At 35.6% G+C, this 18649-nt stretch carries 15 protein-coding genes; 13 read left to right on the forward strand and 2 right to left on the reverse strand.

Annotated elements, in window-relative coordinates; all coding sequences use genetic code 11:
* Positions 1 to 69 precede the first annotated feature (69 nt).
* The 11 genes from OLM58_RS17365 to OLM58_RS17415 all read left to right on the forward strand — a co-directional run bounded on the left by OLM58_RS17365 (position 70) and on the right by OLM58_RS17415 (position 12349).
* Positions 70 to 3588: an RHS repeat-associated core domain-containing protein gene (locus tag OLM58_RS17365; RefSeq protein WP_264529890.1), complete on the forward strand. Its 3519-nt coding sequence runs from the start codon at positions 70 to 72 to the stop codon at positions 3586 to 3588.
* Between the two features lie 7 nt (positions 3589 to 3595).
* Positions 3596 to 4126, forward strand: a complete 531-nt coding sequence (locus OLM58_RS17370; RefSeq protein WP_264529891.1) for a hypothetical protein — start codon at positions 3596 to 3598, stop codon at positions 4124 to 4126.
* Between the two features lie 209 nt (positions 4127 to 4335).
* Positions 4336 to 5316: an RHS repeat-associated core domain-containing protein gene (locus OLM58_RS22090; protein WP_319802352.1), complete on the forward strand. Its 981-nt coding sequence runs from the start codon at positions 4336 to 4338 to the stop codon at positions 5314 to 5316.
* Positions 5306 to 5875, forward strand: a complete 570-nt coding sequence (locus OLM58_RS17380) for a hypothetical protein (protein WP_264529892.1) — start codon at positions 5306 to 5308, stop codon at positions 5873 to 5875. The genes OLM58_RS22090 and OLM58_RS17380 overlap by 11 nt, the downstream gene beginning before the upstream one ends.
* 42 nt (positions 5876 to 5917) lie before the next feature.
* Entirely contained in the window at positions 5918 to 6931 is a 1014-nt protein-coding gene (locus OLM58_RS22095; protein ID WP_319802353.1) for an RHS repeat-associated core domain-containing protein, read from the forward strand.
* Between the two features lie 4 nt (positions 6932 to 6935).
* Positions 6936 to 7403 (forward strand): hypothetical protein, encoded by a 468-nt coding sequence (locus OLM58_RS17390; RefSeq protein ID WP_264529893.1) that lies wholly within the window; start codon positions 6936 to 6938, stop codon positions 7401 to 7403.
* A gap of 505 nt (positions 7404 to 7908) precedes the next feature.
* The gene (locus tag OLM58_RS17395; RefSeq protein WP_264529894.1) at positions 7909 to 8118 is read left to right on the forward strand and encodes a hypothetical protein; all 210 of its coding nucleotides are present in this window, start codon (positions 7909 to 7911) and stop codon (positions 8116 to 8118) included.
* A gap of 356 nt (positions 8119 to 8474) precedes the next feature.
* Positions 8475 to 9149: a response regulator transcription factor gene (locus tag OLM58_RS17400; protein WP_264529895.1), complete on the forward strand. Its 675-nt coding sequence runs from the start codon at positions 8475 to 8477 to the stop codon at positions 9147 to 9149.
* A gap of 1 nt (position 9150) precedes the next feature.
* Positions 9151 to 10554: a sensor histidine kinase gene (locus tag OLM58_RS17405; RefSeq protein WP_264529896.1), complete on the forward strand. Its 1404-nt coding sequence runs from the start codon at positions 9151 to 9153 to the stop codon at positions 10552 to 10554.
* 77 nt (positions 10555 to 10631) lie between these two features.
* Positions 10632 to 11354, forward strand: a complete 723-nt coding sequence (locus tag OLM58_RS17410; RefSeq protein WP_264529897.1) for a hypothetical protein — start codon at positions 10632 to 10634, stop codon at positions 11352 to 11354.
* Positions 11355 to 11401: 47 nt separating this feature from the next.
* On the forward strand, positions 11402 to 12349 hold the full coding sequence (locus tag OLM58_RS17415) for a bestrophin family protein (RefSeq protein WP_264529898.1): 948 nt from the start codon (positions 11402 to 11404) through the stop codon (positions 12347 to 12349).
* 192 nt (positions 12350 to 12541) lie between these two features.
* Here the strand turns inward: OLM58_RS17415 and OLM58_RS17420 are convergent, their stop codons facing one another.
* The gene (locus OLM58_RS17420) at positions 12542 to 13960 is read right to left on the reverse strand and encodes a PLP-dependent aminotransferase family protein (protein ID WP_017497066.1); all 1419 of its coding nucleotides are present in this window, start codon (positions 13958 to 13960) and stop codon (positions 12542 to 12544) included.
* A 105-nt stretch (positions 13961 to 14065) separates the two neighbouring features.
* Here OLM58_RS17420 and OLM58_RS17425 point away from each other — a divergent pair, with 105 nt between their 5' ends.
* Positions 14066 to 14983, forward strand: coding sequence for an EamA family transporter (locus tag OLM58_RS17425; protein ID WP_264529899.1), 918 nt, complete (start codon positions 14066 to 14068; stop codon positions 14981 to 14983).
* Positions 14984 to 15713: 730 nt separating this feature from the next.
* Positions 15714 to 17972 carry an acyl-CoA dehydrogenase gene (locus OLM58_RS17430; protein WP_264529900.1) on the forward strand — a complete coding sequence of 753 codons (2259 nt, stop codon included), beginning with the start codon at positions 15714 to 15716 and terminating at the stop codon, positions 17970 to 17972.
* A gap of 245 nt (positions 17973 to 18217) precedes the next feature.
* Here the strand turns inward: OLM58_RS17430 and OLM58_RS17435 are convergent, their stop codons facing one another.
* Entirely contained in the window at positions 18218 to 18562 is a 345-nt protein-coding gene (locus tag OLM58_RS17435; RefSeq protein ID WP_249965072.1) for a 5-carboxymethyl-2-hydroxymuconate Delta-isomerase, read from the reverse strand.
* Positions 18563 to 18649 lie beyond the last annotated feature (87 nt).

Genomic DNA, 18649 nt, shown 5'->3' on the forward strand with positions numbered 1-18649 from the left:
ACTCACAAAATGGTGTATTAGACTCGGCGAAAGAATTTGACTAACCAAAAGACTAAACCAGAATAGATTATGAAAAAGCAACTAGTGGTATTGTTTCTGTTATTGTCTGTCAGTGTGGATTTAACTGCCCAGACTTTAAGCAATGACAACTTTGTATACACACTTGCTCCAAAAAAACCGGTTAAGGCAGCAAATCTGAATACGTTGACCAAAGATGAAGTGAGTCAGAATGTGACGTATTTTGACGGATTAGGCCGCCCGATACAAACCATCGCTATTGGTCAGGGAACAGGAGGCAAAGACATTGTAACACCTATGGAGTATGATGGTTTTGGACGACAAGCTAAAGAATACCTGCCGTATGCAGTGGCTAACGGAAGCAACAATTACCCCAAGATCGACCCTACAGCAGCTATAAATGCGGCAACTGTCTTTTATAGTACTGAAAAATATGACGATTCTCCCAATCCTTTTTCTCAAAAAGCATTTGAAGCATCACCCCTAAACCGTGTTCTCAAACAAGCCGCTCCGGGAGTTCCCTGGGCAATGGGTAATGGACATGAAATTAAAATCGATCATCAGAGCAATACAGCTGCCGATGCCGTCAAACTTTATAAAGCCAATACCAGTTGGCAGGCAGGCTTAGGATTGTACGATATTAGTCTTATAGATGCAGGAACGTATGCCGAAGGAAAACTCTATAAAACGGTGACCTACGACGAGAATACAACAGCAAACCCAAGTGAGTCATCAGGCTCTACAGTAGAATTTAAAAACACGGAAGGACAAATCATTCTTAAAAGAACCTACAATTCAGGCAATCGACACGATACGTACTACGTTTACGATATTTATGGCAATCTGACTTATGTACTGCCGCCAAAAGTAACGGGTGTGGTTAATGATGATGTTTTAAACGGTTTGTGTTACCAGTACAAATACGATTATCGCAATCGTTTGGTCGAGAAAAAACAACCCGGTAAGCAATGGGAGTTTATAGTCTATGACAAACTCGATCGTCCTGTAGCCACGGGACCGGCTTTCTCGCCCTTTAAAGATGAAACAACCGAAGGCTGGATCATTACCAAATACGATGCTTTTAGCAGACCCATTTATACTGGCTGGAAAGGTCAGTCTTCGAATGCTGCCACCAGAAAAGCATTACAGGATGCTCAAAATACAGCCAATGTTATATTTGAAACGAAACAGACCTCAGAAACCATTGAGGACATCCCCGTGTATTATAGTAATAACATTGCTCCAACTAACTTTAAACTTTTAACGGTTACCTATTATGACGACTATGCTTTTCCTAATGCTGCGACCAAACCCGTAACCATCGAAGAGCAGCCTGTCTTAGACAATGTCAAAGGTCTGGTTACCGGAAGCTGGACAAGAGTCCTAACGATGGCATCAGAAACATTGGGAGAAACCACTACTACTTTTTATGACAGAAAAGCCAGAGCAATAAGTACACGAACTCAAAATTATCTAAGCGGTTATACCAATATCGACAGCAAACTTGATTTTATTGGAAAGTCACTCTATACCATCACCAAACATAAACGTACCTCAGGAGATACCGAGCTCACCATAAGAGAGGAATATACCTACTCACGACAAGATCGTTTGCTGACGCACACCCATCAAATCAATGGAGGAACGGTAGAACTTTTAGCAGAGAACACTTATGATGACTTAGGACAATTGATCGTTAAAAATGTTGGAAACAACACAGCAAGTCCTTTACAGAAAGTACATTATAGCTACAACATCAGAGGTTGGCTCACCGGAATCAACAATGTTGAAAACCTACAGCAAGACACAGATCCGTTGGATTTGTTTGCTTTTAAGATTAATTACGACAAACAACCAGGCAACTCACAGGTTCAGGCCTTGTACAATGGAAATATTTCAGAAACCTATTGGAAGACCAACACCGATCTTACCAAGCGTTCCTATGGCTATCAGTACGACAATCTGAATCGTTTAACTAATGCCATTTACAGCAAGCCAAACGATGCCATTCCGATTTCAGGGGCCTATAACGAAAGTTTAAGTTACGATAAAAACGGAAACATTAAATTCCTGCAGCGATATGGAGCTAGTGACGCTCCGTCTATTGTTTTTCAGACCGATGATTTAACTTATGGATATCTGAATGAAAACTCGAATCAATTAACCAAAGTAACCGACGGTCCTGCCGGAAATGATAGCGAAGGCTTTAAAGATGGTAATAAAGCAGATGATGATTTTACTTATGACGCTAATGGAAATATGATTACCGATAAAAACAAAAACATCACTTCTGTCACTTACAACCATTTGAATTTACCCGTAAAAATTACTTTTGCGACCACTGGAAATATTGAGTACATTTACAATGCAAATGGCGTAAAACTGAGTAAAACGGTCAATAAAGGTACTTGTATCACTACCATTACAGACTACCTGGGAGGATTTCAATACGAAAGTATGGCCAACAAATGTAAAAGACCAGGTAGTGGATATAATGGAGTACTGAAGTTTTTCCCAACAGTCGAAGGTTATGTAGAGCCTTCCGCAGGTTCTTATAAATATGTGTACCAATACAAAGATCATTTGGGTAACATACGATTGAGTTATGCTAAAAATCCGGCAACGCAAGTTCTTACCATTATTGACGAGAATAATTATTATCCTTTTGGATTGAAACACAAGGGGTATAATGATTATGTAGCTACGAGTAATAAGTATAAGTATAATGGAAAGGAATTGCAAGACGAGCTGGGGCTTAACTTCTACGATTATGGTTCGAGATTATATGATCCTGCAAGAGTTGGTTGGACTACGATAGATCCTTTAGCTGAAAAAATGAGAAGATGGTCTCCGTATAATTATTGTTTTGATAATCCATTAAGATTTATTGATCCTGATGGAATGGCTCCTTATGATTGGAAAAAAGACGCAAATGGAAATATGGTTTTTGACCCTAATCTTAATAGTGGGAATTTGCTAACTCAATTAAAAAGTGGAGAAAAATATATTGGAGCAACTCACACTGAAAAAGTTTCTAATGATGCAGGTAACTATGATCTTAATTATAATGCGGATGGGAGTATATCATCATCAGATAATTATGATGCATCAAGCGATGGTTTAAGAATTTTTGGAGTTGGTGGAGATGCCGTGGCAGGAAGTGGAGATTTGGGAAGCGATCGAGGATCTGGTTCAATACAAGCCGATACAGGTGATCAAGGTACTTTATTAGATTTAGGTCAAATGCTTGGAAGTCTTTTAATGGATGGTTTAATGGCAAATCCTTTAACGATGAGTATAGGTATTAGTCTTAAGTATAGTGATTCTAAAAAGGAATCGACAACTGAAATGACGACTTCATCTGCACCTGAAACAGTAACAGCTCAAAGATATGATTATACTGCAACTGATATTTTTGGAGGTAATAGCTCTCAAGTTCATAAATCTTATGGAAGAGATACTATTATAAAAAAAGGTGAAGAGCCAAAGTTAAATTCTTTAAACAAATCTGATTCTATTAGAGCAGCAAAAATTGTTGAAAAAAGAAATAAAGCACATAAACTTAACTAAATTTATTATGAATAAAACAGTTGCTATATTAATTACTACACTTTTATTGTCTTTCATTTCTTGTAAAAAAGACACTAAAATCATAGATAAATTCGAAAAACAAGATTTGCAGAAATCCCTCGAGTATAATATTGACTTTCCGGATACGCTTTATGTAAACCAATCATATGAAGGTATTCTTGATTATAAAAGTGCTTTGGATACCATAATTACAACCTTTGGAAATAAAACAAAGAATAGACATACTCTTTTTATATTAACTACAACAAATGATGTAAATTATGATCATGAAAGCTTAAAAAAAAGTGTAAAAGATACCTTCGGAGCTTTAAATAATAGAGAAATTCCTTTCTATGATATTAAATTTACCAGCCCAGGAGTTTTTTATATTGATGGTATAATTAAGGACATTATAAGCATTGATATAAACAAACGAGATGAAAATGGGAATGAACTTGTAAGGCTTATAGAAAATGAAGAGCGGGTAACACATAAAGTTATAGTAATTAATAGACCTGTGCCAAAGTCAAACCTTTAAACTGCTGAATGTCTCGGACTTTGCTCTTGATCCTGTTGTAGATTCACCAGCGGAGACTAGGCTTTTTTAGTGTTTTCACAGCCCAGTCAGCAAATCAGGCTGTTCCATCGCGACCAACATTAGAGTTTTTCCCGACAGCAGAAGGATATTATGATAACATAGATAAAAAGTATGTTTATCAGTACAAAGATCATTTGGGTAACATACGATTGAGTTATGCTAAAAATACAATAACCCAAGTTCTTACCATTATTGACGAGAATAATTATTATCCTTTTGGATTGAAACACAAGGGATATAATGATTATGTAGCTACGAGTAATAAGTATAAGTATAATGGAAAGGAATTGCAAGACGAGCTGGGGCTTAACTTCTACGATTATGGTTCGAGATTATATGATCCTGCAAGAGTTGGTTGGACTACGATAGATCCTTTAGCTGAAAAAATGAGAAGATGGTCTCCGTATAATTATTGTTTTGATAATCCATTAAGATTTATTGATCCTGATGGAATGGCTCCTTATGATTGGAAAAAAGGCGCAAATGGAAATATGGTTTTTGACCCTAATCTTAATAGTGGGAATTTGCTAACTCAATTAAAAAGTGGAGAAAAATATATTGGAGCAACTCACACTGAAAAAGTTTCTAATGATGCAGGTAACTATGATCTTAATTATAATGCAGATGGGAGTATATCATCATCAGATAATTATGATGCATCAAGCGATGGTTTAAGAATTTTTGGAGTTGGCGGAGATGCCGTGGCAGGAAGTGGGGATTTGGGAACTGATCGAGGATCTGGTTCAATACAAGCCGATACAGGTGATCAAGGTACTTTATTAGATTTAGGTCAAATGCTTGGAAGCCTTTTAATGGATGGTTTAATGGCAAATCCTTTAACTATGAGTATAGGTATTAGTCTTAAATATGGTGATTCTAAAAAGGAATCAACAACTGAAACAACGACTCCATCCGCACCTGAAACAGTGACGGTTCAAAGATATGATTATACGTCAACTGATCCTATCCGAGGTAATCAATCTGCGCCACATGCCGGAAAGCCTAGAGATACAGTTGTTAGAAAAGGCAATGATTCAACAGTGAAAAATTTAAATACAAGAGATTCTGTAAGAGCAGTTCAGGCTTCGCACAAAAAAAATATGGAATATAATAAAAACAATGGATATTAAAACCATGATAAAGAGAAGAGATTTAGTAATACTTATTGTTGTGATATTGCAATCAATAATTTTTTCTTGTAAAAGAGAAGAAAATAATGAGACCGAAGAAAAAACTAAAAAGGAATCGTACAAAGGGAGACAAATTGATTACAAGGTAGAATTTCCTGATACATTGTATGTCAATCAACTTTATGATGGTGTTATAAAGTATAAAAGTGTGTTAGATACTATTACGACAAGTTTTGATGATAAAAAGAAAAAAAGGTATGTCCTATTTTATTTAACAACTGTAAATAAACCAGACGCTAACTACAAACACCTAAAAAAGAGTGCAAAAATATTTGGAGCAGATAATAATAGGAAAATTTATTTTTACAATATTAAATTTACAGAACCCGGGGTTTTTTATATTGACGGAATAATAAATGATTATGTTGTTATTGATATTAATAAGAAGGATAAAGGGGGATTCGATCTTGTGAGAGAAATAGAAAATGAAGAGCGGGTAATACATAAAGTTATAGTAATTAATAGACCGGCCCCGCTGGCGCGAGCGTCCCGCTCGTGAACGCAAAGAAAATCGATAAAGAATATAAAAGAGCTCCGAACTGTGGAAGATTATGTAGAGCCTTCCGCAGGTTCTTATAAATATGTTTACCAATACAAAGATCACTTAGGAAACATACGATTGAGTTATGCTAAAAATACAATAACCCAAGTTCTTACCATTATTGACGAGAATAATTATTATCCTTTTGGATTGAAACACAAGGGATATAATGATTATGTAGCTACTAGTAATAAGTATAAGTACAATGGTAAAGAGCTTCAAGACGAGCTTGGGCTTAACATGTACGACTATGGAGCACGTAATTATGACCCTGCTCTCGGACGTTGGATGAACATTGACCCGTTAGCAGAAGAAGGACGAAGATGGTCACCATATAATTATGCTTTAGATAATCCAGTATATTTTACTGACCCTGATGGAATGCTTTCAGAATCATTCATGAAAAAATTAATGAATTCTACTAGTGGTACTACTTGGACTAATAATGATAATGGTACATTTACTAGCAGTACTACTGGAGAAACTACAAGCGATGGAGAAGGTGACCCTCCAAGTAAGAAAAAGCCTGAAGACATGACTCAAGCTGAAAAAAATGAGTATTGGAGAAAATATAATGAGAGTCAAATTCCTTTTGCAAGAAATTTAATTGATTTTGCGTTAATAGCTGACGGAATTGGTGGTTTGTCTGAGTTCTTTACATTTAAAAGTTCTATGAATTGGAGTTCTATAACATCAATGTTTTCAAGGTCGGGTGTTAAAATTGATGAGGCGGTATTAAAGAAATTCATTAATCATGCATTTGCCAAAGGACGACATAATGATTTGGAAATGTCAGTTGAGAAAATAGTTCAGAAAACATCAGAAACGGTAACTAAAAATTTCTCAAAATTAAAAAATGGAGACAACACATTACATGTTATTATCAATAACGTTCCTAAAACAATAATGGTAAATGTTAACAATGGAGCAGTTAGGTCAATAAATATGTATTCTGGTGTTTCAAATAGAGTAACGCAAGGCGTAGTAGTAAATTTAGGTAAAGTAAAATGGTAATCCTATGAAGATTGAAAATAAGATTTTAAATGAGCTTGACAGCTCTGAATTTAATAATGTAGAATTACTTCACATATTAAATTCACAAATTAAAAATTTAAATTTTGATTTTTTTGAATCAAAATTTGAAATTATTATTGAAAATTGCATTATAGATAATTTGTCAATTCATTCTTGTTGGTTTGAAGAAGGGTTAACTTTCAAGAGTAATCATGTAATGAACTATGTAAATTACCAGATGGGGGGGCATAATAAAAAAAATATTAATATCACAGGAAATATTTTTCATGATTTTGTAAATTTTTTTGATTGTCATTTTGAAAACCAACTGTTAATAGAAAAAAATATTTTTCTTTTGGGAAGTAATTTATTAGGAAATAAGAATGAAGGATTTGCAAATACATTTGAATCAGAAATAATTATTAAAGAGAATATTGGAAATCTTGATTTAGATGGTTTGGGAAATGAATAACATGACTAGAGCACAATTATAGTATGTGAGGACAAATAGAATCAACCAAAAGCCATTCCATAACGGAGTGGCTTTTGCTTTTATAGTACTTTAAGATGTACCAAACGGTTAAAATAGAATTCATGTTAGCCTGTATCTGCTACGGAATCTCAATTGATTTGAAAAATATCACTCAGAGCATCTTCCCTCCCTGTATAGGCTGTTTTGAAACCAAATGCTGAGATTTTAATGTCAAGTTACCTCCCCGTACTGTAAAATTGTGTACCTGTTCCAATCGATACCATCGATGTCTTAAACGAAAATTCTACATTTTTTGAAACTTCACTGACCAGTGTCTCATTTTGGAACACTTATTTACCAAACAAAAAAAATATTTTTGAAAAAAAAGTGCCAAAAAGCTACACTTTTCGAGATTCGTTAGTATTTATTGTAAAGATGCTTGACTAACCTCCTTGTATGGACTTCCTGTATCTAACCAATAACGAGATAGTAACGAACTTAAGAAATGAAATATGAAAATTTAAAGAAATTTATTTTAAGCACTAAAGCAAGCAAAAGCACCATCTACAGATTCTATAAAAAGAATGAAGACCTATTTGCTGAGACCGACTTTAAAAACGGAAAGAGAATGTTCCCTGCTGACCATGCCAGATACTTTGACAGCGAAATGGAGCCAGTGACGCTCGATCTATTGTTTTTCAGACAGATGATTTAACTTATGGATATCTGAATGAAAACTCGAATCAATTAACCAAAGTAACCGACGGTCCTGCCGGAAATGATAGTGAAGGCTTTAAAAAACAAAAACATTACCCAAATACAATACAGCCAGCTTAATTTACCTAAGAAAGTAGAAGATTATGATATGGATTAGTAGCAACATTAAGCTGTAACTTTAAGAACTGATAACAACAGTTTTAAAAAATCATTTATAGAGAAAAACAATTCTTTGGAGTTGCCTTTTTTGAAGAAAATAGAATCTATTGTTCATAATTAAATCATAATTTATAACTATTGTGATTTATATTTTTAAAGTCAATCCCTATTTTTGCTATTCATACCTGAACTAAGATGAAATTACTTATAGTCGAAGACGAACCAAATCTATTGTCCATTTTGCGGAAAGGATTTGCCGAAAACAATAATGAAGTTAGTGTGGCTCTGGATGGCAGAACTGCTCTGGAGATGATTCACAATTATAATTTTGATGTTGTTGTTTTAGACGTAATGCTTCCGGATATTAACGGAATTGAGATTTGCAGAAGACTTCGCGCCAGTAAGAATTTCGTTCCGGTATTACTGTTAACCGCTCTTGGAACGTCAGAAAATATAGTGACCGGACTTAATGCAGGAGCCGACGATTATCTGGTGAAACCTTTTAAGTTTGGAGAACTTGATGCCAGAGTTAATGCACTGCACCGTAGAGCTCATCAGGATACCGAAAAAGTAGATACCATAACCATTGGCGACTTGGAAATAAACGGTCGTGCAAAGACTGTGAAAAGAGATGGAGAATCAATCATTCTTACCGCAAAAGAATTTAAACTCTTGTACTATCTCGCTAAAAATAGCGGACGTATTGTTTCCCGCGATCAGATTTTAGATAATGTCTGGGACATTAATTTTGATATGAACACCAATGTTGTAGATGTATATATTACTTATTTAAGAAAAAAAATCGATAAACCTTTTGAAACCAAACTCATCCATACCATGAAAGGTCTGGGTTATGTGATACAGCCATAAAATGGATATAAGAAAAAAAATAACATACACTTATGTAGCCTTGTCGTCTTTTAGTACATTACTTCTATGTATTGTTGTTTTTGTTCTATTCAGAGAAAATAATCGTTACCATTTCTTAAAAAGGCTCGAAGACAGGGCCAAAATTGTAGCGTCTATTCATTTTCAGCATGATCCTGAGAAAATAAAATACTACAGTAATCTTAAAAAAAACGGACTGGAAGAACTTATCGAAGAAGAAGAGTTTGTTCTTAAAATAAACAGTGCCAACAGCTTTGATTATAACACAAATTTGAATTTACCGAATGAGTTTTACACCAATATTTTAAAAACCGGAAAAGACTATTTTGAGGTAGAAAACAAGTATTATTTAGGACAGGTTTTTACAGAGAATAATCAAAAATACATCGTAATTGTAGGAGCTCGTGACCGAAAAGGGCCGACCACCACAATTTATATTTTAAAAATCATGTTGTTCGGAGGGATAGGTTTCATCTTTTTGGCCTTCTTTCTGGGACGTTTTTTAGCCAAAAGAGTTATTAATCCTGTGGCAAGAATTACTAAAGAAGTAAACAGAATTAGTGCTTCCAATCTTCACAATCGTTTGCCGGCAGTCAAAAACTCAGATGAAATCTCAGATCTTACGGAGACTTTCAACGATATGCTGGATCGTTTGGAAACCTCATTCGAAATACAGGCCAACTTTATCAATAATGCTTCACACGAGTTAAAAACACCTATAACGACAATCATTGCAGAGTCTGAAATCATGCTTTTGAAAGAAAGAGAAGTTTCGGAATACATTCAGTCCCTTGAAAATATTTACAGTCAGGCTTCCCGATTAGGAAACTTAACAGAGAGCTTGCTGAAGCTTACACAAACAGGTTACGACGGTAAAAAACAGGTGTTGGATATTGCCAGAATTGACGAAGTATTAATGGATGTAAAGTCGGATTTAGATAAAATTTATCCGGATAATCGTGTAAGTATCAAACTTAACTTTGCCCCTAAAGACTCGAATTTGCTTTTAATTCCGTGTAACAAACCGCTTTTGGAGCTTGCTATCAATAATATTATTACCAATGGCGTAAAATATTCCGATAACAATGAGGTTTTTGTAACCCTCTCTGCCAATCAGGACTGGATAAAAGTGGCGATCAACGATATCGGAATCGGGATTCCACCGGAAGATATTCCGCATTTGTATGAACCTTTCTTTAGAGGTAAAATTGCAACTAAATATATAGGATACGGTTTGGGGCTTCCATTGGCTTCCAAAATCATTCGCATGCACGACGGAGAGATTCAGGTGCAGTCAGAGCAAAACAAAGGCACCATTGTAACTATTGTCTTCAATAAAACAAGTTCGAAGAAAAGCAACATTAAGACTTCTAATGTTGAATCTTAGGAAATTCTAATTTCACATTAAGCCCCTTCTAATTTGGCAGGCGTTATTTTGTAAGTATAAACTAAAAGAGTATACTTATGAAAAATTTCCTTATACCTACTACTTTAAAAGACGATACAATTTGTGCTGTAAAATCAGCTGTTGGTCAGGCAAAAGATTCAGATTGCGAAATTATTCTTATGATGGTATCAGAAACTCCTGATGCTTTTTCATCCTCTAATTTTTTACGTGAAATGCGCACCGGGCTTACTGCAAGTCAGGAAGAAGTGCTGGACACTTGCCGATACATTATTGAACACACACCCAATTGTAAAATAAAAGTACACAATCAATACGGACTTTCTTCTCCGATTTTTAAACGTATTATTGATGTTTTTGCTATAAAACTGGTAGTTCTTACCAATTCGTATAAGCAGGAAACAAAACGAATTCACCAATACCTGGTACAATTAGCCGGAAATCAAAAGTGTCCAATTTTGCATTTAGGTTCAGAGCAATACAAAGAAGACTTCAATAAAGCACTTTATATCGAAAACGGCCGTGCCAACATGCATGTAAAAGACGTTCAGCAATTTTTGAACAACAATTTTTCATTTGAAATTGTAAGTCAGACTTCCAGTTTTGAAGACAACTACGAGAATTTTGCTCCTTACTTATCAGAAGCGATTTCAAAATACGATATCGATTTGTTAGTGGAAACCCGCAAAGGAGAGAAAATACAATTCAAGAAAAATAAAAAAGAGAGCATAAACGATAAAACGGGTCTCCCGGTGCTTTCGCTCTACGAAGAATTGGCCTAAAGCCTAATTTCTTCAAAAAAATACAAGTTTAATTTAAACGGAAAGATATGTTATTAAAGAAAAGAATTCCAATGAGGTACGTTCTCGGGAAAATTAAGGTGGAATTGGCACTTGTAATGACTTACACCATTTTATTTGAAATTTTTCATCATTATTTTATAAATGTTGCGATCGAAATACCAATCGCGATTCCTACCATGGTAGGTACAATTATATCCTTATTATTGGCTTTTAAATCCAATCAGGCTTATGACAGATGGTGGGAAGCACGCATTATTTGGGGATCAATTGTAAATGAGTCCAGAACTTTGGTGCGACAAATGCTTACTTTTTATAAAGATCCTGGGTTTTCTGTAGAAGCGAATGAATTCAAAGAAAACTTTACCAAAAGACAAATTGCATGGTGTTACAGCTTAGGACAGGCGCTGCGTAATAAAGATGCGATAAAGCCAATTAAAGACTTGATCAGTGAAGAAGAACTGAATTTTGTCAAAAACCATCAGAATATTCCAAATGCGATATTGTTGCTTCATGGTAGAGATCTTAGAATTGCCAAAAAGGATAAACGATTAAATGTTTATCAGCAGGTTGAAATAGACAATACTTTGTCAAGATTATGTGATGCAATGGGAAAATGCGAGCGTATTAAAAATACTATTTTTCCAACCACTTACAGCATGTACATCAGAATGACGCTGTGTTTGTTTATTTTGTTATTGCCTTTTGGGCTTATCAGTTTATTGAGCTGGTTTGCTGTTCCGTTAATTACAATTATCGGAGGAACATTCTTCTTAATTGAAAAAATGGCAATCCATTTACAGGATCCATTCGAAAACAGACCTACAGATACACCTGTAACGGCAATTTCGAATACCATCGAAAAGAATCTGATGCAAATGTTAAACGAGTATCAAAGCGAGTTTGACATCATCAAAGAATTCGATCTTCAACCTGATTTAAAGAAAGCGGAAAACAACGCTTATTTTGTTTTATAATTATGTGAATTGATTTTGGTTTCTCAATTTGTTAACTGGACAGCGCTTTGTTAATGCGGCTGTCCAGTTTTTTTATGTATTTTGACCCATTGGATGTAAGAAAAAAAATCTGCATAATCTGCGGGATTTTCGAGAAAAAAAATGGGGGTGAAATGTGAGATGTGAAATGCGACTGCAAACTGCGACTTGGTTTTATTGATCAATCAATTTTCCCAGAGTTTGAATAGAGGATCTTAATTCATTGGTCCAGGGTAGTCCAAAACTCAATCGCATACAATTTGAAAACTGATTTTGAAAAGTAAAGATTCTTCCCGGAGCAAAACTAATTTTATGCTGCATCGCCAATTGATAAAAAGCAGCCGTATCTATATTTTTATCAAGTTCAATCCAAAGAAAAAAACCTCCCTGTGGCTGACTTACCTTGGTTCCTTTCGGAAATGACTCTAAAACCGTATTGATATAGTTCGTACAGTTGTGATTCAATATCTGACGTATTTTTCGAAGGTGATTTTCATAGCGGCCATTTTTCAGAAAGTCGCCAACTACCTGATGTGTGATGGTAGGAGTGGAGAGGGTATGATAGATTTTGTTGCGTAAAATCTCCTTTTTGAATTTCCCCGGAGAAACCCAGCCCACACGATATCCCGGCGCCAAAGTTTTTGAAACTGAACTGCAGCAAAGTACAATTCCACTTTCGTCATAGGTTTTACAATTGGTTGGACGACTCGAGCCAAAGTACAAATCACCGTGAATATCGTCTTCGATTAATGGAACGTTGTAAAATTCCATTAATCGCACCACTTCCTTTTTATGTTCAACAGGCATCATACTTCCCGATGGATTGCTGAAGTTACTCATCAGCAAACAGAGTTTTACTTTTTTAGTAGAAAGTGCTTTTTTCAGAGCATCCAGTTCTATCCCCGTAGTCATATTGGTAGGCAGTTCCATGATATACAAACCCAGAGATTTGGCCAGCTGCAGGATGCCAAAATAAGCAGGACTTTCGGTAATAATGGTATCTCCCGGTTTCGTTAGTGTCATCAAACAATGTGATATGGCACTCGTACAGCCTGGCATGGTGATAATGTCTCTTTCTGTTAGAGAACCTCCCCAGGTAAAGGACCATCTTGCAATTTCTTTTCTTAGATTAAGATTACCCTGTACCTGCTCATAACTTGTACCGCTATTAGGAAGCTGCCGCATGGCCTGAATCATTCCCTTATTTAATTTAGCAATAGGTAGCAATTCGTTCGAGGGAAACCCCAAAGAAAGCATCGTAATACTCGGATCAGTCATGTTTTTGTAAACCTGATCAATTAAATCTTCCCGGTCAATGTTCACGCATTTTAAAACAGGGCTACTGGGCGAAGGCTCAGGAATGGTTCTGGCTGAAATGTTAGTCACATAATAACCGGATTGTGGTCTTGATTCTATAAGAGACCTGCTTTCAATTTCATAATAGGCTTTGCTTACGGTACTCATGCTGTAACCCGTTTCGGCACAGACTTCCCGTATCGAGGGCAGCTTATCGCCCACATTTAAAACACCCGATTTTATTTGCTTTTCAATTCGGTCTGCAAATTGCAGATACAAGTAGTTGGAATTTTTCATAAAAAAGAAACTGTTATGGTGCAATTTACAAAAACTGTATCTGTATTGCTGTTTTATTTTTTAGAAATTTGCTTTATTCAATAACGAACCTAAAAAGAATAACTTGTGAAAACAACAAAATATTATGTAGCGGCCATTACCTGTTTCGTCATCTGGGGATTTTTTAGCCTGGCATTAAAGCCCATTCACGAATATCCTTCTTTAGATATTTTATTCTATCGTGTTTTCAGCTGCAGCATTCTCATGTTATTGATTACCTTTGCTTTTAAAAGAAAAAGAATCAAAGAAACCAGCGCTACCTTTAAAGCATTACCAACCCTGGAGAGACGCAGATCACTTTTGTTGAATGTTGGAGGAAGTGCTTTTTTAATGGCCAACTGGTTTACTTTTATTTATGTAATGAATCATGTTAGTGTAAAAGCAACTTCTTTGGCCTACTTAGTGTGTCCAATTTTGACCACGTTACTGGCGTATTTTATTCTGAATGAGAAATTAAGCAAAACACAATGGATGGCAGTAGGATTAAGTGTTTCCGGTTGTTTGCTTTTATCCTATGCCAATATTATGGATATGGTTTTTAGTATTGTTATTGGTTCTACTTATGCTTCGTATTTAGTTAGTCAAAGGATCAACAAAGGATTCGATAAATTTATTGTGCTTACCTTTCATATTACATTGGCGGCCTTATTTTTATTACCCTTTTACCCGGCTTACAGCGGGCCCGTTCCAACAGAATTTAAATTTTATTTCTGTATTGAAACTATCGCAATTTTGTTTACCATATTCCCGTTGTTTCTAAATTTATATGCACTTTCCGGAATCAACTCATCAACAGTAGGTATGCTTTTAAATATCAACCCAATGATTGCATTTCTATTGGCTCTCTTTTGGTATCATGAACCAATAGGATCCATACAAATTGTGGCTTATAGCATTGTTTTTCTGGCTGTATTGGTTTTTAATTCACATCATATTTTCGCCATTAGGCAAAAAATAATGCAATATCCAAAGGTTCTCAAGTAATTTGAAATACTTTATGTTTTTTATTGGTTTAAAATCTAAAGTATCAGAATCTTATCGGATGTGTAAACAGGAATGAATATTTTTCATTCCTGTTTTTTTTAGAATGTACACTTTTCTTTGTCTGCTTTTACTCTTTCAGGGCAATACTTTCTTTCAATTTAGCTTATAGTGCGTTGCACTATGCTTGTGCTATTGGGCTTTCAGCCCTTTTACTATTTATTTTAGACACTTATATTTTTTCTTAATTTAGATCATAGTGCATTGGACTATGTCAGTATTATTGGACCTTGGAGTCTTCTTAACTATTTCGGATACTTATACTTTTTGTTTAGTTTAGATCCTAGTGGGTTCGATTATGCCTGTGTTAGTAGGGTTTCAGCTCTTATATTCAAAGGTTAATAACCTTTAGAGAGTGAGTATTCGAAAATACTTGCTCTGAAAGAGCTTTAGCTGCAGCATAGTGTGAAGCACTATGAATAATTAGGAATGAGCGTTTGCGCCCTGAAAGGGCAAAAGCCTAATTGCAAAGAAAAACAATTCTCTTATTTTGTATTGTGATTTTCCGAAACGAAGCTAAAATTACCACAATCTTAACAAGGTATGTAAACAGGAATGAGTATTTTCATTTTTACTTTTTTATATCACATAAAGTGTAAACACATAAAAGAGATCTAAGCGGTATAATTCGCTAAAAAAATCGATGTTTCGACACCTAAAAACCAATATTTCTATGAAAAATACCAAACTCCAGGCCTTTACTCCTTTGTTTTATTTAGTGTGGTCCGATGATTTACTAACTCAGAAAGAGTTTGTTACCATTCACGAATTTATCAATGATCTTACTTGGCTTTCGCCTGAAGAAAAACAGCAATTGCTTTCCAGAGTTGATATTTCAAATCCGCCTGGCCGAAATGAACTGACACAATGGAAATTGGATATAGAGAAAAGCATTGAAAATAAAGAAAATATCAGATCGATTTTTGATATTGCGGTGGCACTTTCAGAAAAGGATCTGGACATTTCGACCTTAAAATCAAATTTTATCCAACTGGAAAATGATCTTGGAATTTTAGGGGAAGAAGCGCTTCAGAATTTTAAAACAAAAGCGAGTTCCTTTACATCAAACTCTCAGACCAATAGTGAGTTTGATGTTCAAAAAATTACAGCCCTTTTAAATGGTAAAGAAGCCGAGATAATCAATAGAGTAAAAGTAATTATTTCAAGACCTGAATTTGCATACGAAACTTCGACAGATATTAATGTGTATCGTCAGACGGTTTACAATTGGTGTAAGCTGCTCGCAGAAGAAAATCTTGGCAATATGGCCTATCCAAAACAATATGGAGGAGGAGAAAACATAGCCGATTATTTTGCGATTATGGAAACCTTGAGTTATCATGACCTGAGTTTGGTAATCAAATTTGGTGTTCAGTTCGGACTTTGGGGCATGAGTGTTCAATCGTTAGGGACAGAAAAACATTATGCTAAATATTTAAAAGACATTGGAACATTAAAAATTCCGGGCTGTTTTGCCATGACCGAAACACATCATGGTTCTAATGTAAAAGGACTTGAAACGACAGCAACTTATAATCATGCGGACCAGACTTTTATCATTCATACGCCAAATAAAAATGCTCAAAAAGAATATATTGGAAATGCGGCCGTTCACGGTCAGATGGCAACCGTTTTTGCAAAATTAATCATTGACGATCACGATTATGGTGTAAATGCATTTGTTGTCCTATTAAGAGATACTAATGGAGTGGTTGTAAAAGGAGTTACGATAGGGGATTGCGGACATAAGATGGGTTTGAATGGAGTAGATAACGGAACCATTAGTTTCGATCAGGTAGTGATTCCGAAAGAAAATATGCTGGATCGTTTCGCCTCTGTAAATGACAAAGGGGAATTTGAAAGTCCGATTCCGAGTGATAACAGACGTTTTTTTACCATGTTAGGGACTTTGGTAGGCGGTCGCATTGGGATTCCCCGTTCAGCGTTGGCGGCAGCCAAATCCGGACTGACAATTGCCATTCGATACAGCGATCAGCGCAGACAGTTTGGACCTGAAGGCGGATCAGAAGTTCCGATTTTGAATTATAGAATGCACCAACGTCGATTGATTCCGCCATTGGCAAAAACATATGCTGTGCATTTTGCGTTGCAGTACCTTACCCATCGCTTTTTAAACAGAACTGAAGATGAAATGCAGGAAATTGAAGCACTGGCCGCAGGAATGAAGTCCTATTCGACCTGGAGTACAAGAGATATCCTTCAGGAATGCCGTGAAGCCTGCGGTGGAAAGGGATATTTATCAGAGAACCGAATCGATGCTTTAAAAAACGATACCGAAATTTATACCACTTTTGAAGGTGATAATACTGTTTTGATGCAGTTGGTAGCGAAAAACAGGCTCTCAGAATTCAGAAAATCTTTTGGAGAAATGGGCTCGTTAGGGATTATCAATTATGTATATGAAAATGCAAAAACGGCACTTACCGAGAAAAACCCAATAGCAACCAGAAAAACGGATGACGAACATTTGCTGGATGGGGATTTTCATTTGCAGGCATTTGTTCACAGAGAGAAAACAATTTTAGCTTCGGCAGCACGACGCATCAAAAAACTAGTTGATGGAGGTTTAGAACCTTACGACGCTTTTAATGTCGTGCAGCACCAAATGATCGACGTGGCTCAGGCTTATCTGGACAGAGTGGTGCTGGAGCAATTTCAACTGGCGATTCAATCAGTAGAAGATAGTAAGACAAAAGAAATTCTGACGAAACTCAATCAGTTGTATGCGCTTTCACAATTAGAAAAAAATAAAGCCTGGTATCTCGAGGACGGTTATATGGAAGCCATCAAAACCAAAGCAATTCGTAAAATAGTGAATCAGCTTTGTTGGGATATCCGACCGGATGCGGTGACCCTGGTGAATGCTTTTGATATTCCGGAGAGCTGTCTGTCTGCACCAATTGCGGTTTAGTAGAGTAAAGAGTAAAGAGTAAAGAGTAAAGAGTGAAGAGTATGTAATAAATAGCCACGAATTCACGAATTTTTTCTAATCTGTATGGTTTAAAGAAATTCGTGAATTCGTGGCTAACTTTTTTAGAGTTGTAGCTTTTTTTAAGTGTTAAGTGTTTGGTTTTTAGTTGTTTGATATTGTGTTTTAACACAACAAGGAATTTTTGTTATTACTTCTGTTATATCACTATGTAGCTAAAAGTGTTTTTAAACCATAGCTTTATTGACGTAACTGGCTTTTTCAAAATCCATAATATTGATCGAAATAATAGGAACTTCAGGAAGTATCTCGTTCAGTTTAGTGACAATTGCTTTTGATAATCCTGCTTTCTGATCGGTATTTCGGCCTTCCAGAATGTAGGCAAAGACGTGAATAAAATCGTCTGAAGAATTTCCATTATTATAATAGCTGAAAGGATGGATACGAACCTTAATATCAGTTGGAACGAAAAGATTAGTGGCTAAAGCGGTATGGTAAATTTCCTGCATGATATCGTCGGCAGATTTTAAACGGATTACATTTTCAGAGCAATCAATAACAAAGTGTGGCATGAGTATAGTGTTTAAATTAGAAAAAATGAAGTACTAACAAATTTACAAAAATCCGATAGAGAATGAGTGCGGTTATTTTTTTTCGGG

The sequence above is a fragment of the Flavobacterium sp. N502540 genome (assembly GCF_025947365.1).
Classification (GTDB): Bacteria; Bacteroidota; Bacteroidia; order Flavobacteriales; family Flavobacteriaceae; genus Flavobacterium.

What these genes read in the sequence shown, in the direction of transcription:
- OLM58_RS17370 (WP_264529891.1), top strand. Translation starts at nt 3,596, where the DNA reads ATGAATAAAACAGTTGCTATATTAATTACTACACTTTTATTGTCTTTC.
- OLM58_RS17380 (WP_264529892.1), top strand. Translation starts at nt 5,306, where the DNA reads ATGGATATTAAAACCATGATAAAGAGAAGAGATTTAGTAATACTTATT.
- OLM58_RS17365 (WP_264529890.1), top strand. Translation starts at nt 70, where the DNA reads ATGAAAAAGCAACTAGTGGTATTGTTTCTGTTATTGTCTGTCAGTGTG.
- OLM58_RS17435 (WP_249965072.1), bottom strand. Translation starts at nt 18,562, where the DNA reads ATGCCACACTTTGTTATTGATTGCTCTGAAAATGTAATCCGTTTAAAA.
- OLM58_RS17400 (WP_264529895.1), top strand. Translation starts at nt 8,475, where the DNA reads ATGAAATTACTTATAGTCGAAGACGAACCAAATCTATTGTCCATTTTG.
- OLM58_RS17430 (WP_264529900.1), top strand. Translation starts at nt 15,714, where the DNA reads ATGAAAAATACCAAACTCCAGGCCTTTACTCCTTTGTTTTATTTAGTG.
- OLM58_RS17415 (WP_264529898.1), top strand. Translation starts at nt 11,402, where the DNA reads ATGTTATTAAAGAAAAGAATTCCAATGAGGTACGTTCTCGGGAAAATT.
- OLM58_RS17390 (WP_264529893.1), top strand. Translation starts at nt 6,936, where the DNA reads ATGAAGATTGAAAATAAGATTTTAAATGAGCTTGACAGCTCTGAATTT.
- OLM58_RS17405 (WP_264529896.1), top strand. Translation starts at nt 9,151, where the DNA reads ATGGATATAAGAAAAAAAATAACATACACTTATGTAGCCTTGTCGTCT.
- OLM58_RS17420 (WP_017497066.1), bottom strand. Translation starts at nt 13,960, where the DNA reads ATGAAAAATTCCAACTACTTGTATCTGCAATTTGCAGACCGAATTGAA.
- OLM58_RS17395 (WP_264529894.1), top strand. Translation starts at nt 7,909, where the DNA reads ATGAAATATGAAAATTTAAAGAAATTTATTTTAAGCACTAAAGCAAGC.
- OLM58_RS17410 (WP_264529897.1), top strand. Translation starts at nt 10,632, where the DNA reads ATGAAAAATTTCCTTATACCTACTACTTTAAAAGACGATACAATTTGT.